This is a genomic window from Dehalobacter sp. MCB1, from assembly GCF_003590275.1.
In the GTDB taxonomy this organism is placed as follows: Bacteria; Bacillota; Desulfitobacteriia; order Desulfitobacteriales; family Syntrophobotulaceae; genus Dehalobacter.
Genome location: NZ_LXPC01000007.1, coordinates 17421 through 35929, shown reverse-complemented (window position 1 = coordinate 35929; position 18509 = coordinate 17421). Strand labels below are relative to the sequence as shown.

The 18509-nt window shown below is 40.0% G+C and carries 21 protein-coding genes; 2 read left to right on the top strand and 19 right to left on the bottom strand.

Annotation, left to right across the window (positions count from 1 at the left end; genetic code table 11):
* Positions 1-21: 21 nt before the first annotated feature.
* The 9 genes from A7K50_RS04225 to A7K50_RS04180 all read right to left on the bottom strand — a co-directional run bounded on the left by A7K50_RS04225 (position 22) and on the right by A7K50_RS04180 (position 8090).
* A complete protein-coding gene (locus A7K50_RS04225; RefSeq protein ID WP_119774748.1) occupies positions 22-333 on the bottom strand; it encodes a dehalogenase in 312 nt (103 codons plus the stop codon).
* Positions 334-540: 207 nt separating this feature from the next.
* Positions 541-1227 (bottom strand): Crp/Fnr family transcriptional regulator, encoded by a 687-nt coding sequence (locus tag A7K50_RS04220; protein ID WP_119774747.1) that lies wholly within the window; start codon positions 1225-1227, stop codon positions 541-543.
* 339 nt (positions 1228-1566) lie between these two features.
* Complete coding sequence (locus tag A7K50_RS04210) at positions 1567-1872, bottom strand: dehalogenase (RefSeq protein WP_119774745.1); 306 nt, start codon at positions 1870-1872, stop codon at positions 1567-1569.
* A 192-nt stretch (positions 1873-2064) separates the two neighbouring features.
* Positions 2065-2745, bottom strand: coding sequence for a DUF1638 domain-containing protein (locus A7K50_RS04200; RefSeq protein WP_119774743.1), 681 nt, complete (start codon positions 2743-2745; stop codon positions 2065-2067).
* Positions 2746-3046: 301 nt separating this feature from the next.
* The gene (groL, locus tag A7K50_RS04195) at positions 3047-4636 is read right to left on the bottom strand and encodes a chaperonin GroEL (protein ID WP_119774742.1); all 1590 of its coding nucleotides are present in this window, start codon (positions 4634-4636) and stop codon (positions 3047-3049) included.
* A gap of 29 nt (positions 4637-4665) precedes the next feature.
* Positions 4666-4815 (bottom strand): hypothetical protein, encoded by a 150-nt coding sequence (locus A7K50_RS14010; protein ID WP_158582038.1) that lies wholly within the window; start codon positions 4813-4815, stop codon positions 4666-4668.
* The gene (locus A7K50_RS04190) at positions 4808-6007 is read right to left on the bottom strand and encodes a 4Fe-4S binding protein (RefSeq protein ID WP_199698222.1); all 1200 of its coding nucleotides are present in this window, start codon (positions 6005-6007) and stop codon (positions 4808-4810) included. The genes A7K50_RS14010 and A7K50_RS04190 overlap by 8 nt, the downstream gene beginning before the upstream one ends.
* A 59-nt stretch (positions 6008-6066) precedes the next feature.
* The gene (locus A7K50_RS04185) at positions 6067-7680 is read right to left on the bottom strand and encodes a molecular chaperone GroEL (RefSeq protein WP_199698221.1); all 1614 of its coding nucleotides are present in this window, start codon (positions 7678-7680) and stop codon (positions 6067-6069) included.
* Positions 7677-8090 (bottom strand): YlqD family protein, encoded by a 414-nt coding sequence (locus A7K50_RS04180; protein WP_119774741.1) that lies wholly within the window; start codon positions 8088-8090, stop codon positions 7677-7679. Before A7K50_RS04180 ends, A7K50_RS04185 begins: the two co-directional genes overlap by 4 nt.
* Before the next feature lie 358 nt (positions 8091-8448).
* Here A7K50_RS04180 and A7K50_RS04175 point away from each other — a divergent pair, with 358 nt between their 5' ends.
* Positions 8449-9426 carry a trigger factor gene (locus A7K50_RS04175; protein ID WP_165904964.1) on the top strand — a complete coding sequence of 326 codons (978 nt, stop codon included), beginning with the start codon at positions 8449-8451 and terminating at the stop codon, positions 9424-9426.
* A gap of 152 nt (positions 9427-9578) precedes the next feature.
* On the opposite strand, the gene A7K50_RS04170 is transcribed toward A7K50_RS04175, so the two are convergent.
* Complete coding sequence (locus A7K50_RS04170; RefSeq protein ID WP_243103636.1) at positions 9579-10292, bottom strand: Crp/Fnr family transcriptional regulator; 714 nt, start codon at positions 10290-10292, stop codon at positions 9579-9581.
* Between the two features lie 197 nt (positions 10293-10489).
* Here A7K50_RS04170 and A7K50_RS04165 point away from each other — a divergent pair, with 197 nt between their 5' ends.
* A complete protein-coding gene (locus tag A7K50_RS04165; protein WP_158582037.1) occupies positions 10490-11434 on the top strand; it encodes a trigger factor in 945 nt (314 codons plus the stop codon).
* Positions 11435-11438: 4 nt separating this feature from the next.
* Here the strand turns inward: A7K50_RS04165 and A7K50_RS04160 are convergent, their stop codons facing one another.
* From A7K50_RS04160 to A7K50_RS14445, 9 genes are all read right to left on the bottom strand, one after another.
* Positions 11439-12137, bottom strand: a complete 699-nt coding sequence (locus A7K50_RS04160; protein WP_119774739.1) for a Crp/Fnr family transcriptional regulator — start codon at positions 12135-12137, stop codon at positions 11439-11441.
* A 354-nt stretch (positions 12138-12491) separates the two neighbouring features.
* Complete coding sequence (locus A7K50_RS04155; RefSeq protein WP_119774738.1) at positions 12492-13856, bottom strand: reductive dehalogenase; 1365 nt, start codon at positions 13854-13856, stop codon at positions 12492-12494.
* 14 nt (positions 13857-13870) lie between these two features.
* The gene (locus A7K50_RS04150) at positions 13871-14182 is read right to left on the bottom strand and encodes a dehalogenase (RefSeq protein WP_119774737.1); all 312 of its coding nucleotides are present in this window, start codon (positions 14180-14182) and stop codon (positions 13871-13873) included.
* A gap of 347 nt (positions 14183-14529) precedes the next feature.
* On the bottom strand, positions 14530-15894 hold the full coding sequence (locus A7K50_RS04145; RefSeq protein ID WP_119774736.1) for a reductive dehalogenase: 1365 nt from the start codon (positions 15892-15894) through the stop codon (positions 14530-14532).
* 12 nt (positions 15895-15906) lie between these two features.
* The gene (locus tag A7K50_RS04140; protein WP_119774735.1) at positions 15907-16218 is read right to left on the bottom strand and encodes a dehalogenase; all 312 of its coding nucleotides are present in this window, start codon (positions 16216-16218) and stop codon (positions 15907-15909) included.
* 321 nt (positions 16219-16539) lie between these two features.
* Positions 16540-17229 carry a Crp/Fnr family transcriptional regulator gene (locus tag A7K50_RS04130; RefSeq protein WP_119774734.1) on the bottom strand — a complete coding sequence of 230 codons (690 nt, stop codon included), beginning with the start codon at positions 17227-17229 and terminating at the stop codon, positions 16540-16542.
* 216 nt (positions 17230-17445) lie between these two features.
* The gene (locus A7K50_RS04125) at positions 17446-18093 is read right to left on the bottom strand and encodes a cobalamin-dependent protein (protein WP_119774733.1); all 648 of its coding nucleotides are present in this window, start codon (positions 18091-18093) and stop codon (positions 17446-17448) included.
* 80 nt (positions 18094-18173) lie between these two features.
* On the bottom strand, positions 18174-18344 hold the full coding sequence (locus A7K50_RS14005; RefSeq protein ID WP_158582036.1) for a hypothetical protein: 171 nt from the start codon (positions 18342-18344) through the stop codon (positions 18174-18176).
* 36 nt (positions 18345-18380) lie between these two features.
* Positions 18381-18506 carry a hypothetical protein gene (locus tag A7K50_RS14445; RefSeq protein WP_282432344.1) on the bottom strand — a complete coding sequence of 42 codons (126 nt, stop codon included), beginning with the start codon at positions 18504-18506 and terminating at the stop codon, positions 18381-18383.
* Positions 18507-18509 lie beyond the last annotated feature (3 nt).

The window sequence follows — 18509 nt, the reverse complement described above, 5'->3', positions numbered from 1 at the left end:
TCACTTCTTTTCCACCTCTTTTCAAGCTTGTTTAGCACTAATTTTTTTTGTTTTTCCTACAGTGATGAAACCTAACAAGCGTGCCAAAACAACTGCTAGTACGACGGATATTCCTCCAAACAGGAATATGGCAGTACTTGTTGCTTTAACATGTCCTACGGATGCGTTGATGTAAACAAAGGAAACTCCCATACAAGCAATAGCAAAGAAAATAACATATAAGGTCCAAATAATTACCGTCTTCCAAGCCTTATCCTGCTTCGCGCGAGGTTTGATAAAAAGGACACCGGCTAAAAAAAGAATTCCCGCCAAGAAAATTAAGAACGTACTCATTTTTTCACCTCCTCCTGATTTATTCGAATGATGATATAACTTTTATCAAGTTCATTTTAATCCTTTTTCAGTTTTTGACTTTAGCTATACCTAAAATAATAATAGATTATTAATTTTAAGATTTTAAATTATTAAATTTTAAAGTTTTAAATCTATTTTAAATAATAAGCATTAAATGCAAATGCCGCCTTTCGGCGGCATTTGCATTTAATGCTTATTATTTATATTTATCATATCTTTAAGCCTTGGCAAGTCATAAATAATGATTTTATTTGGAGTCTTATGCACAATTTTTTCTTTTTTCAGCCATCCAAAAATTCTACTGACACTAACAAAATGAACACCTGTTATTTCGGAAATCGTCTTTTGTGTTAATTTAATATCTATCTCATAAACATTATCAACAACCTTACCTTTCGTTAAGCAAAGTTCACAAAGCATTCTTAAAACCCTGGCGGTCGGAGTATAAAGGTCCATCTCTTTGGAGACATACATAAAAAAGCCGCATTTACAAGCAAAATTCAAAAGAAAATCTTGATGAGCTTCATCATCCTGTCTAAAAATTTCAAAAAGCTGTTCTTTCGAGAAAAAACAAACCGTACTGTTTTCTTCTGAAACAACATGCATGAGACTAATTTTAAATCCAAACGCCCCATCAATGGGACAATAACGGCATGCATAATACATTAATTTTTGCTTGTTATCTTCGAGAAAGTAAACGCTAACTTTTCCTGAGACCACATAGATGACCCTGTCAAGTACTTCTCCAGGAAAACTAATGGTATCTCCTTTCCGATATTTGCGTACGACTCCCATATGAACATATTTTTGAAGACTTTTAACAGGGTAAAAATTATCTGGGACAATACAATAATCTCTGTTAATATCTGTCATAGATCATTTCCCTCCCAAATAAAATTATGCGCACGACGTAGATAATCGTTACGTATGCATTAATAATATTAGCGTAGGATAACTTTTCTGACATAATCGTACCATGCAATCTTCAAAAAATCTACATTTAATACATAAAAAAGGTGTCCCAAAAGTTATCTTAATGCTTTTGGGATGCCCTTATAAAAACAACTTATTATCGATTGCTTTAAGAAATTTTAAAGGCTGTCCCGCCTTTGCTGCCGCGGCGGCCACCCCGGTTTTCAGAAAGTCGCAGCAACTTGCTGAAAATTCTTGCTTTGGCCCTTTTTATTATCTACGGACATTAATTTTCCTCCTCTAGACCTGTAATGACTCGACCTTTTTCTTTGCACCGATAAATCCTAACACACGGGCTAAGACGACAGCTAGAATCAGCGAAATCCCTCCAAACAGGAATACAGCTGTACTTGTTGCTTTGACATGTCCGACACTGGCATTGATGTAAACAAAGGAAACTCCCATACAAGCGATCACAAAAAAAATAACATATAAGGTCCAAATAATTACTGTTTTCCAAGTCTTATCCTGCTTCACACGAGGTTTGATAAAAAGGACACCGGCTGAAAAAAGAATTCCCGCCAAAAAAATTAAGAATGTACTCATTTTTTCACCTCCCCTTGACTTGTTTGAATTGATAAATTACTTTTATCAAGTTCATTTTAATCCTATTATAGTTTTGTACTTTAGCTATACCTAAGATCAGAAATAATTTGAATTCGATAACCGAACAAGGGAGCGCCGCAAAACCTAAGTTTTGTTGCACTCCCTTGTTGTCTATTGGAATATCTTCAATTATCAAAAATTCGAAAACTTCTTTTCTTCGGTAAGCGTATGCTCAAGTGTTACCGTGTCACCTGGCTTCACCGTAATAAACTCTTCGTCCCACGGTCCAAGAAACAGTTTCTTCAAAAAACGCGATGAGCCCGTAATTGTTTCATGTTGCAATTCTAAGGATTTAGCAAAATTCTCTGTCCGGGCCATGATTTCCTCGGGCTGGCAAGTCTGCGTATCAATGATCATCAATCTTCTATAATGGTGCAGCATGGTCTTAATGATCCTATCGGCTTTGGCTGATCCGTATTTTTCGACATAATGCTGATATTCCGACAATAGGCTCTTTTCATTATCGAGCCATCCCTTGGTCAAAAAATAAGTTCCCATTTCCCTGGAAAGACTCATTCTAAGCTCGTGAGAGCCCAATAATAAAGAAATGCAATCATCCACTTTCGGGATTATCAGAGCAGCCGTGGGTGATGTAAGCCCAACCAGGCTATTACCGCAGTAACCAAAAGCAAAGAGAATGGTATCGACGTTCTCCAGTTGATTAATGGATTCTTGAAGCCTTTTCCGAAGTAAGTCCGGATAGTTGTGAAGGCCCGATTCAATATATAGCACCGGATAGCCTACCCCGGTCTCTTGCAAAGCTAAACGTATTTCATCTTTTATCGTTTGACAGGCAATGATAATCTTGGACATTTTAATCAATTCCTTTCTCAAGATGGAAAACGCATCAAAAGAGCAATGCTTTATTGTATACACGTGTATAGTTTATATTCAATTTAATCATGTTCATATCAAATGTCAATAACCTTTCTCCACATTTATAATAATTATTTTCAGGTAATTATTTTCAATTATATTTAATTGTTTATCGATCTTAGAACTTATAAAAAGAAAGCAGCCTTTATTGCTGCTTTCAGAGAAAAATTCAATAAGATAATTAATATTAAACGACTTAAGGACTTATACATTACATATGATTTTTAAGCTTAAAAGCCTATAAATTCATGAAGTTTGGAGCATTGTTAATAATCAATCCTTCTGCGCCGATAACTAACGTTGCAATAGAGGCAGCATTTTTCAATGCCGTATAAGTTACCTGGACAGGATCAATGATTCCGTTTTCTATCATATCAACGTAGCTATCTTCGGCAGCATTATAACCAAATCCGGCAGGAAGTTCCTGGACGTTTTCAATGACGGAATCCCCGTTTTCGCCGGCATTCTCAACAATCTGGCGTAAAGGCGCCTCCAAAGCCTTTTGGACAATCCGCAGTCCGACCATAGCTTCAGAATCATCCAGCTTGATCTCTGCCAATGCATCCGTTGCTTCGAGCAAAGCGATACCTCCGCCAGGTACAATCCCTTCTTCAATCGCTACCCTTACTGCATTGACAGCATCATCAATCCGATCCTTTTTTTCCTTCATTTCCAGTCTCGTTGCAGCACCGACTTTAATGATGGCTATTCCCCCTTGCAGCCACCCCAACCTTTCCTGAAGTTTCTCTTTTCTCCAGCCGGGAAGCAAAGGCTCATATTCCGCACGTACTTCAGCGCAACGCGCCTCGATTTCTTCTTTGTTACCTTGTCCGCCAATAATGGTCGTATTCTTCGTATCAACCAGAATCCGCTTTGCTCTTCCTAAGTGGTATCCTTGCACTTCTTCAAGTGGGATTCCGGCCTCTTCTGAAATAACCGTGGCACCCGTAATAACCGCTATATCCTGCAAGTAAGCTTTACGCCGCTCCCCATGACCTGGGGTCTGAATAGCAATGACATTCATGGTCCCTTTTTGCTTATTTGCAAGCAGAAGAGCAAGCAAATCAACAGAAATATCTTCAGTAATAATTACAAGCGGCTTGCCGCTTTTTACGACCTCTTCCATGATGGAGAAAATCTCATAGATATAACTAATCTTGGTATCGGTTACAAGAATATACGGATCTTCCAAAACCTCTTCTTTCTTCTCCCAAGACTTCACGATTTTCGGTGTAAAACATCCCTTGTCAAAACGTATCCCTTCCGTAACCTCTAACCGGGTTTTCAGCGCTTGATCTTCTTCCACCATGATCATCCCATGGAAACCAACTTTTTCTACAGCTTCGCTAATAAGCCTCCCGATCTCCGGATCTCCTGACGATACAGTAGCCACCTGCTTAACCTTCTCCAAACTGGATATTTTGACTGCGCTTTTTTGAATAGCCTCAATAGCGCTTTCAATTCCGTTTTCTATCCCGCTGATAAGAGAAGTGGGATTGCTTCCCGCCGCAATATTTTTCATTCCTTCCCGGATCATGGCCTGGGCCAGAACAATCGATGTCGTTGTCCCGTCACCCACCCTGTCGTTGGTCTTGTCCGATACTTCTTTGATAATTTGGCATCCTAAATTTTGGAACCGGTTAGTTGTGGAAATGATACTGGCAATACTAGCCCCGTCGTTTGTAATTTTTGGAAGACCAACCTCCGGGTCTAAAACAACATTTCTTCCTTTTGGTCCCAGTGTAACCTTAACACAAGAGGCGATAAGGTCTATTCCTGCTGCGAGTGATTGTCTGGCCTTCTCCCCGGCCAACAATGTTGTATCCATGTTGATTACCCCTCATTATTCAGAAATCATCAGGCATTCCAATTACTTATCAAAACCAAAACAATCAGCAAGATGGTAAGGCCATACAAAGCAAAAAGCAAAATTGTAGAAGTTTCTGTCTTTTTCTTCCCCACTTCTTGATCTTCAGGTTTCACTACGGTTTCAGCTTTTTCAGACATTCATATTCTCCACCTTTCTAACCTTTTTCTTGGAAGACAACCCAATGATCTCCCGAATTTTCCGTCCCAGTTGTGCGACCTTGTCCACAAATGTCCCAACCGGACAAAATGCAACACACCAGAATCGACGGTAGAAAAAGCTGGTAAGCAATATGACAAAAAGCAAATACCACTGATTACTGGATCCGTTTAAGCCAAATATCGTTCCAAAGGGTTCAAAACTGGAACATGAAGGGTTTACAAAGAGGAAGGCAAAGAACAAAACTAAAAATAAGATAACTTCTTTTATTGTGTGGAACCATTTCACATATTTTCCGATCGGTATATTGACTTTACTAATCATGTGGGTAGCTTCCTGCAAGCCGTGGAAAGGACAAACATACGCACAGTAGATGTTTTTACCGGTTATTAAAGCAGGTGCCAATGCTCCCAACAAAACAAGATACCATATCAGATTTTCGCTCGGAGATGGGAAGTATCCAAGAAGCAGCGCACTGATGTGTCCCATCGATAATGACCTATTTAACCAAAAACCTAAAATAACGATACTAAGTCCCAGAAATACCAACCTGTACTTCGCCAATTGCTTGAAACGTGGTATGAAAACAGAAAGTATAAAAAGTAAAGCAACTGCGACTTCTTTTATTCCTATATTCCAGGAGATCTCTGCTTTTTTAGGTGTAACATTCAATTCTTGGACGGCCACGGTATGCGCAACATCATTCACAGATTTTGCGATAGCCCGTGTGGAAAGCGTTGCCCCCGATACTCTGTCAATGTCAGCGTCCAAAACCAGCGGATCACCCGCATTTTTTTTGGTGTACTGGCGGAAATAGCCGGCCTGGGCTATCTTGTTGAGATAAGAAGGAGTCTCCTTATGCTGCAGGACCACTACATCCTGAATACCCCCGGTCGGATTGATGATAGTCCCTACCATCACGGGCCCCCCATAGCCAACATTACTGCAGATTCCGACATAAGCCATAAGGTTTCCGTCTGCGCCTATTGCCTTGGCTGTCCGGTCACTTATCGAATCAAAATGGTCTGCTTTCGGAAACAACTGCTGGTAATACCCTTGGACGACATTCTGATCCATTTTATTGGCGTGGTACCCATATACCATTGTTAAAACCAAAATTACAATAGCAAATAATGGAATGAATTTTTTAGCGATTAAGATAAATTTTTTCATAAAACTGGCCTCTCTTTTTTATGGCTTGAAACAAATATAAAAGTAATCTGTTTTTTAACCTAAATCATGGTACTTAGATCAATTGTAAACTGATATTGTTTATCAATGACCCCTTCTGTTGTAAGGAGGATCGAAGCAATACCCATAGCCTTGTTCAACGCGGTAACTGTCACAGCAACCGGATCTACGATCCCTTCAGCCATCATGTCTACAAATTTTCCTGACATTGCGTCGTATCCCATGCCAGGTGCTGCCTTGCTGGTCATCTCTACAATTTTGTCTCCGTTACCACCGGTATTACTTACAATCTGGCGTAACGGTACGGCTAGAGCTTGTCGAATGAGACGGATACCGGATAGCTCATCCTCTGAATCCGCTTTTAAATCATCAAGTACTTTTGCTGCCCTTACATAGGTTGTTCCTCCGCCAGGGACGACTCCACTCTCCACCGCCGCTTTCGAAGCCTGTACAGCATCGATAACACGGTCTTTAAGTTCTTTTAGCGCAATTTTCGTATCAGCGCCGACCCTGATAACGGCTATTCCACCAGAAAGCTTGGCGATCCGTTCTTGCAGCTTCTGGCGCTCCCCAGACTCTGATGTTTGTCTGATTAGTGCTCTCAGCTGGTTTGATTTCTCTTCAATCATTTCACTGCTGCCACCACCACCTATTACAGTCGTTTTTTGACGCGTGACAATAATTTTTTCTGCATTACCAAGCATGGATTTCTCAATATTTTCTAACGATAACCCGAGCATTTCCACCAAAACAGAACCGCCTGTCTTGACTGCCAAGTCCTCCAAAATACCAAGACGGTACTCTCCGGTACCTGGAGCCTGAACTGCGATTGCCTTGGCCTCCCTAGCCTCCGTATTATGCGTAATCAGCATTCCCAGCACATCTTTTGTTACTTGCTTTGCTACGATCAACAGCGGCTTTTTCTCCCAGATACACCAATTAAGAACGCGCTTAATTTGCTGGATATTGTCAATCATCTGGTCCGTCATCAAAATATATGGTTTTTCCAAGTTTAGAATCATACGATCGTTTTCCGATAAGAAATACGATGAGAGATAACCACTCTCCAATTCCATACCTTCCGATGTTTCAATGAAAGTACGCCGTTCAATGGTTTCCTGGACGGTTACAATCCCATTCTGTCCGACTTTTTCTACTGCCTGAGCAATAAGTTCTCCAGTCAAGCGGCTTTTAGCTGATATGGACGCAACCTGGGAAACAGTTTCCGGAGTAGCCGGAATGCCTAGCCTTCCAATTTCTTGGCTGACTGCCTGTACGGCCTTTTCCATCCCTTTTTTAAGACGGATCGGGTCTGCTCCCGCTTCGACCAGAGGCATTCCACCCTTCACAATGGCTTGTGCGAGGACGATCGACGTCGTAGTGCCATCGCCGACCATGTCGTTGGTTTGCCTGGCAACTTCCTTACACAAACGGGCTCCTATATTTTCCCTAGGATCGGGCAAATTAATGTGTTTCGCAACCGTTACGCCGTCTTTTGTAACCAGAGGATAACCCATCATCTGCTCAATGACGATGTTTCTCCCTTTAGGCCCAAGCGTTACTTTCACCAAATCAGCTACCTTGTCAACGCCCCTGGCCAGCGCATACCGGGCTTCTTCATTCAATGTAACCGTTGTTTTTTCCTGTGAGGTCATTGCCTTATCTCCACGACAATTCCGTCTTTAAAGACAATTTCAGCTTTGGTCGCCGTTTCCAATTTATCTCCGACCTTCAGTTCATAAGGTCCTTCCACCGAACCGATCACGATTTCTTCACCAGATTTTAGTTCATCAATCGAAACCATATTCATTCTAATTTCGTCCATCCCGACATGAAATTTTGTAGCCTGTGTATCAAATTGCTGCCGGATTTGATTAAGTTGGGTAGCTTCAGCTCCTTTCAACGAGAATTCTGTAAGCATTTTGTTTTTGTTTTCTTCAAACTCCGTCTTTTCATCGTTCAAAGCTACCATTTGTTCGCGCAATTGCTCACGGGTCCTCTCCTTGGATTCTTCCGTTACAATTTGCTTGAGCGTAATCTCTCTAAAAATTTTGATAGATTCCATATGATTTTCTCCTTGTGTTTTATTATGCATTAAAATTTTAACTTAGTTAAACAAATAAATCTTTAAAACATGCTAATTAAGTATATCATAATTGCATATCATGACAATATTTTATCGTATTTTTTGTAAAATAAGAATTATTTTTTGTTAAATAAGAATTAATGTGTCAGTATTTTGCTTTTTCCCTCTCCTTATTTTTCATCTGCTCCTAAATATCCCCACAAAAGGCCATTTTTAACCCCTCCTATTATAAAAAACATTTTTTTATTTGCGTATATTAAAGTGTGATAGACTATTTTATGATAGACTATTCCATGATAAAATAACAACAAAAAATAATAAAGGAAGTAGATTGGGCATGCATGAAATCAAACTTGGATCATACAAAGGATTAAAGCTTCCTCCAGTATCTATGTTTTCCGAAGATGATTTGAACCTGGGGGCGAGGGAAGCTGTAAAAAAGCTGGCAAACCAATGGGCAAAAAATAATATGCCTGCCGTGTATGGTGATGAAGTTGTTATCGGCCTTCGTGCGGAATGCGACAATATGTTTGTTCCGGAGTTATCGAATTCGAATCTGAAGTTTACCTTGGGGGACCCTTCTGTTCTTGAGGCTTTCAGCCAGATTATCAATCACAAAGCCGGAGATGATTTAGTGCTGTCTGTTACTTTCCCCGAAGGTTTCACCGTTGAACGGATGGGTGGAAAAACAGTTACCTTTCAGATTGCCATCCATGAAGTTAACCACAGACTACCCGTTGAACTCTCGGATGAAATCGCCAGGCAAATTAATCCTGAGGTTTCTGGAATAGATGAGCTGCAGGCCAATTTACGCAAAATAATCTCGGAAAACTGGTTACAAAAGATCAAAGAAGAAAGAATTCGATCCATGATTGACGCCATTGCTTCGGGTTCGGAATATACTTTAGATCAAAAAGAATTCCAGGAAGTTCTGGATATTCTTAATGCCCAATCGCAAAAGGAACTTTTCTCGTCAGGGAATCCTCAAAATCTTGAAGCGCTTATGTCCGGAGATAACAGAATGTTTGAAGCGAAGAACATGGCGTTGGCTGAGAAAACCCTTGTCGAAGAACTTATTCTGACCGAAATTGCACGGCTGGAAAACATCGACATCAGTCCGGAGGAAATCCAGGAAGCAAAATCCTTCTTTTTAAAAACATCCCCCGACAAAACGCAATTCAGTCAGCTCTTTCCAAATGATGAATTTTTAGGAGACTACTTGTTTAGAGAAAAGATTATTCACGCTCTTTGGAAATGGAACGATTGCGATATTTACGGTAAAAGTGATTACGAAAGAATTTTTACATTACAATAGCCGAAAACAATGGCCGAAAATATTTTACTATATTATCTTATCAAATTATTTAGCCCGGGTTAAACTGTACCATGAAAACTTGGGCTAAAAAAGACATGCCGGAAAGTTTCGCCCGGCATGTCTATAAAATCCACAAATGTTGTACCCACAGCTTAGTACTCAACAACTTCATTGATTAAACTTTTTAGTTTTTCAAGATTATAAACATAAATTTTATTTTTGACTTTTTTGAGGACTTCTTGTTTTTCAAGTATGTTAAATAATTTGCAAACCGTCACATAATGTGTGCCCGTAATATCCGCTATTGCTTTCTGCGTAAGCTTTGAAGTTATCACATAACTACCGCCTACAAACTTCCCTTCATGAATGCAAAGATTATAGAGCAAGCGGAACACTCTGCTGGAAGGACGGGAATAGTTTAAATCTCTGGCATGTGCCATAAAATAATATACTTTACTGAGAATATTATGCAAGATATCAAGGACTACTTGTTCGTCGTCATGAAAAATTTTCAGAACTTGCGCAATGGGGAAAAAACAAACTGTACTGGTTTTGATCGCATGAATTTGCAATTCATGATATTCACCGAGAAATGTTGTCATTCCAATACAACCTTCAGTGATATTAAACAGGAATTTATTATGACCATCTTCCATCCCGATACCTACGGATAAACATCCTGATTGTACATATACAATAGAATTAGATTCTGCACCTTGTCCGAGTACAATGCTTCCTTTGGTAAAGGTTCGGGTATTTGCAACATTCGTATACATTCCTAAACGTTCAATTCGATTGAATGTTTCAGGAATTAAAATATCAGGAATTTTTCTCTTTATATTATCATCCATCATCCTATCATCCATTAATTTTCCCCTTCTCCTAAAAAATTCGGATGATCAAAAACATAAAGATACTTGAAGTTTTTAAATAATCGATTGTTTTTTTGCATTTGATTTCAAGGTTGGCATATGCTAAAATCTAGATGCTTAATTTATGATAACATGAAAGTGTTATGACTGCAATTTTCATATTATTTTTATATTAAATGGAGGCACACTCAATGCATCATTTTCAACTTGGTCAGTATAAAGGAATGAAAATCGCCCCTCAGCCCGCGCCTACAGAAACGGAGTTAGAGAATGCGGTAATTCAATCTGTTTTAAAAATGCTCAACGAATGGTCAAAAAACAATATTGTTGTCGAAGAAGGGGATGAGGTTGCAGTCAGCATTTTTGCAACTTGCGACGGTTTGGCTGTTTCGGAACTTTGTTCATCCTATTTAAAATACAAAGTTGGCGATCCTATGATGTTTGGCCAATTCAAAAATGTCATCGGGAAAAAGAAAGCGGATCGTTTCCAAATGATGATTGATATTCCGCACAATAGTCCGCTTCAACATGTTGCAGGCAAGAAAGCTGAGTTTTTAGCTACTGTACTGGAAGTCTGGCCATCAAAGCAATTGGAGGTCACAGACGCAATTGTCCATGAAATGGACCCGGAGGTTCCAGACTTGAAAACGCTGAAAGATAACATTCGCAAGTCCTTGATAGCAGAGAGCCAGCAAACTATCAAAGAAAATAATTTACAAACCATCTTAGATACATTTATCGGGAGTTCAACATATGAGTTGGATGAGGAAATGCTGAAAGCGACAACACAGCAAGTAATTGACAATGCGCTTAAAGACTATGAGATCATAAAGAACCAAAACGCAAATACACCTTTTGGCTCAAGTGAGGCTGATGAATATTTCTATGAGGACTGTGCTGTTTTTGCTAAACAACAGCTTCTCCTCAGTTTGGCTTTTACGGAGTTAGCACGTGTTGAAAATATTTGTATTTCCGATGAAGAAGCAGCGTTAGGAAGGAAGCAGATTCTTGAAGGAATCCAGGGGGATCAACAAATGTTTGACAAGCTTTTCCCTACCCCCGAACTCTTAAAAGAAAGTCTGCTGCATGAGAAGATCGTCAATTACCTATTTGAATGGAATATGGTTGAAAATTGATTTTTTAATATTCAAAAACTTCATTAATCATATTTTTTAGTTTTTCTAGGTTATAAACATAAATTGCATCCTTGGTTTTTCTCAATACTTTCTGCTTTTCAAGGATCGTCAATAATTTGCTAACCGTAACATAATGGGTACCGGTGATTTCGCCAATCGCTTTTTGCGTCAGATTTGAGTGAATGATGTAATAGTCTTCAATTTGCTTTCCATCATGAAGACATAGGTTATACAAGAAGCGAAACACCCTACTCGCGGGACGGGAAAAATTCAAATCTCTTGATTGTGTCATAAAGTAATATACTTTTGAACTAAGATTTTGAATGATATCGACAATCAGTTGTTCATCTTCGTGACATATTTTCAAAACCTCTTCAATGGTAAAAAAACAAACAACACTGTCCTTGACCGCAACGATCTGTAGTTCATGATTCTCACTTAAAAAGGTTGTCATCCCAATGGATTGCTCGCCAATTTGGAACAAAAATTTATTATGACCATCATCTGCTCCCATGCTTACGGCAAGACATCCCGACTGCACATACATTACATTATTGGTTTCACTACCCTGAGAAAGTACGACGCTTCCTTTGCAAAATGGACGCGTACTTCCCAGATGTACATATTTTTCCAATCTTTCAACACGATTAAACGATTCAGGAATGATTGTTCCTGGAATCTGTCTTTTTGTGCTATCATCCATGGATTTTCCCTCCTCTAACAGCAGATGAGTCAGACCGTCGTCAAGAATATTTATCTTATGAACCAACTTGGATAACTATTTAAAAAAATTTGCAAATGCTAAAAGTATCTTTACATGACCTATGATAACATTAAATCACTAATATATGCACTATAACAGGTGGGTAGATTATTTGCAGAAAACAAAAAAGTCATTGGCAGAAAGATGGAGGATCTTTTTCAAATGACAATTAATTTCTGCAATATTTCCGATGGAAGTCATCAAAAGAGTAAGTATCCGTTTTTTGTACGCCTTTAAGCGGCAAGAGAAAAACTCCGCCGCTTAAAGATATATTTCGTAAGAAAGCTGAACTGCTTATAGCTTGGATAAATCATATCTTTCGGGCCATTCCAGCCACCATTTATATTTTTCGATTTGCTCCGTACCATAGCCGAACATATCATCAATTTTTTTCAACAGACTGGAAGAAGCTTCTCCATGACTGCCGATCCAAGTACCTGCTTCGTGGAACCAGGATTGTTCCTTGGAATCCCAAGGACACACTTTCATACACCTGCCGCAGGAAGAGCCTTCTTTGTTTGTTGCCCGGAATATCGTGCATTTTTTAGAATCACTGTTCCAACGCAAGTAGCCATTGTATTCAACTGGTTCCTTATCCTTCGTAATGGCGCCGGAAGGGCAGTTATCTGCGCATTTGCCGCATACCCGACAAAAATCAAGCATGCCGAAATCAATCGGTTTGTCGGGAGCAAGAGGCAAATCAGTGGTTACGGCCGCCACTTTGTGACGGAATCCAAGACGCGGATGTGCAGTGCAGTCACCCGTTCTGGTTAATTCACCCAGTCCCGCAGCTATAATACAGGGACCCATAACCGCTTCATAATTGGTGAAATGTTGTGCTCTGGCGTTATAGCCCAGGTTACGGATATAACTGGCTAGGATACAGGAGATAACACCGGTTGAATGATATGAACGCATAGACTGGGCAGCGCTGATACCATCATATCCGGTCGAAGCCAACATTGTTTCCAAATGCTGGTCAACCATGACTACAATAACATAGGGAAGTCTTTCCGTAACCGGTGTCGACTTAGATAAATCATCCTTAAGCAAATCTTCCAGACTAGGAGTTTTATAGGTATAATAAGCATACGGGGGCATCTTGCCGATTCCGACTTCATCCGCCCGCAAAAAATAAGCGCAATCCTTAATGTGCTGGGACATTTGTTCTGGATCAGGAATCGGTAGCTTTTCAGGGGCCGGTTGTCCGCTTACCATCGGTTCCGGAGCAAGGTTCACGGCGAATCCGGCAATGGCAGCGTTAAACGGGTGCTTAAAAACGAATTGATAGTAGTACGATGCCTTTTGAGCTTCGGGTGTAAGTTTACCACGCATTGCATAAAAGAATCCTGAGTCTGCTTCATGGCTATTTTTAACAGTGCCAACTAGCTTTGAAGTTCCAAGCCATTGATCGTTATGCTCGACAAATCGGACACTGGCACCACCATAATCTACATTGGGATGTAGCTTGGATTTGGCTCCGTTTTGGGGGCCTGTCTGGCTTGCCATAGCTTCAGCTGCTTCTGCCGGCAAAACTCCGATTGCGCCAACAATCCCTGCTGCCAGAGCAGAAGCAGCCCCTGCTTTTAGAAATTTACGGCGATCCATCTTAAACCGCTGATTTTGTTGACTTCCTTCTTTTTCTGAAGATCTAAACATCTTTTTTCACCTCTTTACGCCTTTGCGCCTGGATTGATATTTTCACGTTTTTTTCCTAAGAATCCTAAAAGTCTGGCTAATACGATGGCTAGAACGATTGATAATCCGATAAACATAAAGATAGCTGTACTTGTTGCCTTCACGTGTCCTACGATAGAGTTAATATAGATGAATGAAACCCCTATTACTGTGATCGAATACCACAAGACGTATAATACCCAGTTAAGAACAGTTTTCCATCTCAAATCCTGCTTAGCTCGCGGCTTTATAAAAATGATTCCGGCTAAAAACAGAATTCCGGCTAGAAATACCAAGAATGTTCCCATTTTCTCACCTCCCCCTACGCAAAATACTTTTTGAAAACGCGGTTCAGTCTATCGTAACCTTACCGATTTCCAAGGTGCTATTTGAGTCAATCATACCAGGTTGGTGAAAAATATTAATTTAGTATGTATTAACAGCGGCTAATATTTCGTCAGATTAACGAATATTAACCGCTGTTTTGATAGAAGCCATTCACACTGTAGATAAAATTTTTCTAGAAAGTACATTTTAACGGTATAATAAAAATCTATTGCGGCGTACCCCCGGGTAAGCCGCAATAGATTTTAAAAGCGATGAGTATAAAATCTCACCGCTTTTAAAATTACTTATAATATTGATCGTTAACGTCTTAGTGCTTGAGTGCCGTTATGTCATACCGTTCCGGCCACTCCAGCCACCATTTATATCTTTCAATCTGTTCGGTACCATAACCGAACATATCATCAATTTTCTTAAGGAGACTAGCAGAAGCTTCTCCTTTGCTGCCAATCCAGGTGCCTGCAGTATGGAACCAGGATTTTTCCTTGGAATTCCAGGGGCATACCTTCATACAGCTGCCGCAGGAAGAACCCTCTTTATTCGTTACACGGAATTCCGTGCATTTTTTGAAGTCACTGTTCCAACGCAAATATCCGTTGTATTCAACCAAATCCCGGTCATGGGTAATAGCGCCTGACGGACAATTATCTGCGCATTTAGCACAGACGCGACAGAAATCAAGTAACCCAAAGTCAATCGGTTTATCCGGAACTAAAGGTAGGTCTGTGGTCACAGCCGCAACTTTGTGGCGGAATCCTAACCGGGGATGAACCGTACAGTCACCTGTCCTGGATAGTTCACCCATCCCTGCAGCCATGATAAGAGGCGGCATGACTGAAGCATAGTTGGTGAAGTGATGAGCCCTGGCGTTATAGCCCAGGCCACGAATATAATTGGCCAGAATAACCGCAACTACGCCGGTCGAATGGTAAGAACGCATGGACTGGGAAGCACTGATGCCGTCATAGCCCGTAGAAGCCAGCATGGTCTCTAAATGCTGGTCAATCATAACCACAATAACATAAGGAAGCCGTTCCGTCACAGGAATTGACTTTGACAGGTCGTCTTTCATCAAATCGTCCTGACTGGGAGCCTTATGGGTATAATAAGCATACTCCGGCATTTTGCCGATTCCCACTTCGTCAGCGCGCAAAAAATAGGCAGCATCTTTAATATGCTGTGACATTTGTTCCGGGTCGGGAATCGGAAGTTTCTGCGGAGACGGCTGTCCGCTCACCATTTGAGGGGCCATAAGCGACATTGCAAACTGGGCAATGGCAGCACCAAATGGATGTTTCATGACAAACTTATAATGATAAAATCCTTGCTGTGCCTCCGGAGAATATTTTCCACGATTGGCCATATAAAAGCCCTGTTCCGCTTCGTGGTACGGTTTAATCGTTCCTACAATTTTGGTTGTCCCCAGCCACTGGTCATTATGCTCAACAAAACTGACACTCGAGCCGCCATAATCCACAACAGGATGAAGTTTGGATTTGGCTCCAGTTTGGGGAACTGCTGTGTTCTTCACAGCTTCGGCGGCTTCAGCCGGCAAAACGTTCATCGCACCGACCATTCCCGCTGTAAGAGCTGAAGCAACCCCGGCTTTCAGAAACTTGCGGCGGTCCATCTGGAACCCCTTTTGACTATTTTCGTGATCCGAAGATCTAAACATTGCATTTCACCTCTATGTTTCTAAATTTGTATTTTGCTGATTGCGTTTTTTTCCAATGAAACCTAAAAATCTTGCCAGCACAATTGCCAGAACGATCGATAAACCTAAGAAAAGGAATATGGCAGTACTCGTTGCTTTTACATGTCCTACACTTGAATTAATATAGATAAAAGAAATCCCGGTGCCAGTAATCACAAACCATAAAACGTACAAAACCCAATTGAGAATTGTTTTCCATTTTAAATCCTGCTTAGCCCGCGGTTTGATAAATATAATGCCGCCTAAAAATAAAATACCTGCCAGAAATACCAAAAATGTTCCCATGTTCTTTTCACCTCCTCTGTTTCCAAAACACTTCTCCTGAAATCCGGTACAACCTGTGTTATAGTGTTTTCAAAATGAAGCTTTATGGAACAATCTTAGCATGATATAAAAAAAACGATGTTATCATTGCTAATAAAATTTTATTTTTAATTTTTTCTTTTATTTCTGAATCAAAATACAATTTAGGACATTAAAAATACGACGCACCTAGACGGTGCGCCGCATGAGATTGTACACGCCTTCTTCATTGCTGGCCCTAAAAGTGGTGCAGATTTTTGCATCCGTATTCCAACGCAGATAGCCGTTATGTTCCACGGGATTTTATTTTTTCATCCATTCATTAATTAAATCCTTAAGTCTTTCCAAGTCAATAACTACGATTTTATTCGTGGTTTTATATAAAATGTTTTCCTTTTTAAGGAATCCGAATATTCTGCTTATTGTTACAAAGTGAACGCCTATTATTTCAGAAATTGCCTTCTGAGATAGCTTAATGTCTATTTGATATACATTGTTTACTAACTTTCCCTGTGTAAGGCAAAGATCATAAAGTAGACGTAATACCCTAACCGAAGGATTATAAAGGATCATCTCTTTGGCTTCCCGCATAAAATAACCGCATTTAGATGAATAGCATGAAATAAAATCGAAAAGCACTTCTTTGTCCTGCTGAAAAATTTCAAAAAGCTGTTCTTGCGTAAAAAACCATACTGTGCTGCTTTCTTCTGCAACTACATGGACAAAACAATCATCAAAAGGAAATAACCTATCAGCAAAAGTAAGTGGGTCAGCATAGAACATCACTTTATGCCTTCCATCTTCGTTCAGAAAGTTGATGCTTAATCTTCCGGAAATCACATAGATGATTTTGTGGATTAATTCCCCCGGCAAAACGATAGATTCACCCTTACCATAATTACGGATTGTTCCCAGATGACCATAATTCTGCAACTTTTTCATCGGATAAAAATTATTCGGCAAAATGTAATAATTGTTTGTTATTTTTTCCATACTCACATTCTCCCCTCCAGGGAACCGGGGTGCACCTTAACGCCGGAACCGGCGGCCGCCAACGGCGAGGTTGCCTTATCTGAGCGGGCCTTCAAAAGTTGAGTAGTAACGAGACTGCTTTCAAAATATTTTATTGATTACTATTATTCTAAGAATGAAGTCACCATCGGATATCTGATGACCAGATCCAGCAGGCCTTACTAGGGGCCTACTGGCTTAATAAGCCTTTTGAAGCCATTTTTCACATATTGATACACCTTCAGCAGCGTTCGTGGTAAATGCATCTGCACCAATGTTCTTGCAAGCTTCCGCAGTGACAGGGTTTCCGCCAATAATCAGTTTCACTTGCTCACGCAATCCGGCATCCTTAATAGCTTCCGCTGTACTTTTCATAGAGTCCAACGCAATAGTTAAAACGCCACTCATACCTACTATTTGAGGCTTTGTTTCTTTTATTTTTTCGACAACGGTGTCAGCAGGTACATCAATCCCAATGTCAATCACTTCAAAGCCGGCCGCCTCTGCCATACTCTTGAAAATATTCTTTCCGATATCGTGCAAGTCACCTCGAACAGTGGCAAGAAGGATTCTTCCAACTTTTTTCGTATTTTGTTCGCCTACAAAGGGTTTAAGCGTTTCCATTGCAGATGTAAGCAATTCCCCAGCGAAAATCAGATCGCCAACAAAATAATCACCCTTTTCGAAAAGATCCCCAATTATTGCCATTCCCTGTTGACAAGCATTTACGACCTCTTCAGCTTCATTCTTACTAGGATTTTTTGCCACAAATTCATTTAAAATCCCCACTACCTGTTCTTCATTAAGATTTCCCATGGCCTGGGTCAATACCTGTAAATCTACCATTGTAAAACATCTCCTTTTATTGATTAAGACCAACTTTTCAACAAGATCCCTAAACCATTTCGTGCTAATTTTATACAATTTTAATGTTCAGGTTTGTCCTCTTCCGGAAAATTAACATCAATATCGTACCCCTCATTTGCAAGCATATATGAAAGGCTGGCGTAACTCGACCTATATTGTATTAATTGCTCTTCCTGTATTACAAGTTGATTATTCGCATAAACAAGGATTGATAAATCCTTATCTTTCAACTAATTAGTTAAGCTAATGCTACAATTAATCCGCCCTTAATCTTCAATCATCGACAAGATTAACTTGTTAACAAGAGCTTCCCTGGTTTTTTCATCCGTTTGCCAATCTGTTTGGTTTTTTAATTCATCCAACAAATCCATTACTGTCTTTTCATTCTCCATATT

Coding starts and splice junctions, on each gene's coding strand:
- A7K50_RS04150 (WP_119774737.1), bottom strand. CDS start 14,182: ATGGGAACATTCTTGGTATTTCTAGCCGGAATTCTGTTTTTAGCCGGA.
- A7K50_RS14445 (WP_282432344.1), bottom strand. CDS start 18,506: ATGGAGAATGAAAAGACAGTAATGGATTTGTTGGATGAATTAAAAAAC.
- A7K50_RS04140 (WP_119774735.1), bottom strand. CDS start 16,218: ATGGGAACATTTTTGGTATTTCTGGCAGGTATTTTATTTTTAGGCGGC.
- A7K50_RS04160 (WP_119774739.1), bottom strand. CDS start 12,137: ATGGATGATAGCACAAAAAGACAGATTCCAGGAACAATCATTCCTGAA.
- A7K50_RS04125 (WP_119774733.1), bottom strand. CDS start 18,093: ATGGTAGATTTACAGGTATTGACCCAGGCCATGGGAAATCTTAATGAA.
- groL (WP_119774742.1), bottom strand. CDS start 4,636: ATGGATACAACATTGTTGGCCGGGGAGAAGGCCAGACAATCACTCGCA.
- A7K50_RS04170 (WP_243103636.1), bottom strand. CDS start 10,292: ATGGATGATAGGATGATGGATGATAATATAAAGAGAAAAATTCCTGAT.
- A7K50_RS04220 (WP_119774747.1), bottom strand. CDS start 1,227: ATGACAGATATTAACAGAGATTATTGTATTGTCCCAGATAATTTTTAC.
- A7K50_RS04155 (WP_119774738.1), bottom strand. CDS start 13,856: ATGTTTAGATCTTCAGAAAAAGAAGGAAGTCAACAAAATCAGCGGTTT.
- A7K50_RS04175 (WP_165904964.1), top strand. CDS start 8,449: ATGCATGAAATCAAACTTGGATCATACAAAGGATTAAAGCTTCCTCCA.
- A7K50_RS04165 (WP_158582037.1), top strand. CDS start 10,490: ATGCATCATTTTCAACTTGGTCAGTATAAAGGAATGAAAATCGCCCCT.
- A7K50_RS14010 (WP_158582038.1), bottom strand. CDS start 4,815: ATGTCTGAAAAAGCTGAAACCGTAGTGAAACCTGAAGATCAAGAAGTG.
- A7K50_RS04225 (WP_119774748.1), bottom strand. CDS start 333: ATGAGTACGTTCTTAATTTTCTTGGCGGGAATTCTTTTTTTAGCCGGT.
- A7K50_RS04180 (WP_119774741.1), bottom strand. CDS start 8,090: ATGGAATCTATCAAAATTTTTAGAGAGATTACGCTCAAGCAAATTGTA.
- A7K50_RS04200 (WP_119774743.1), bottom strand. CDS start 2,745: ATGTCCAAGATTATCATTGCCTGTCAAACGATAAAAGATGAAATACGT.
- A7K50_RS04210 (WP_119774745.1), bottom strand. CDS start 1,872: ATGAGTACATTCTTAATTTTTTTGGCGGGAATTCTTTTTTCAGCCGGT.
- A7K50_RS04185 (WP_199698221.1), bottom strand. CDS start 7,680: ATGACCTCACAGGAAAAAACAACGGTTACATTGAATGAAGAAGCCCGG.
- A7K50_RS04145 (WP_119774736.1), bottom strand. CDS start 15,894: ATGTTTAGATCTTCGGATCACGAAAATAGTCAAAAGGGGTTCCAGATG.
- A7K50_RS04190 (WP_199698222.1), bottom strand. CDS start 6,007: ATGAAAAAATTTATCTTAATCGCTAAAAAATTCATTCCATTATTTGCT.
- A7K50_RS04130 (WP_119774734.1), bottom strand. CDS start 17,229: ATGGAAAAAATAACAAACAATTATTACATTTTGCCGAATAATTTTTAT.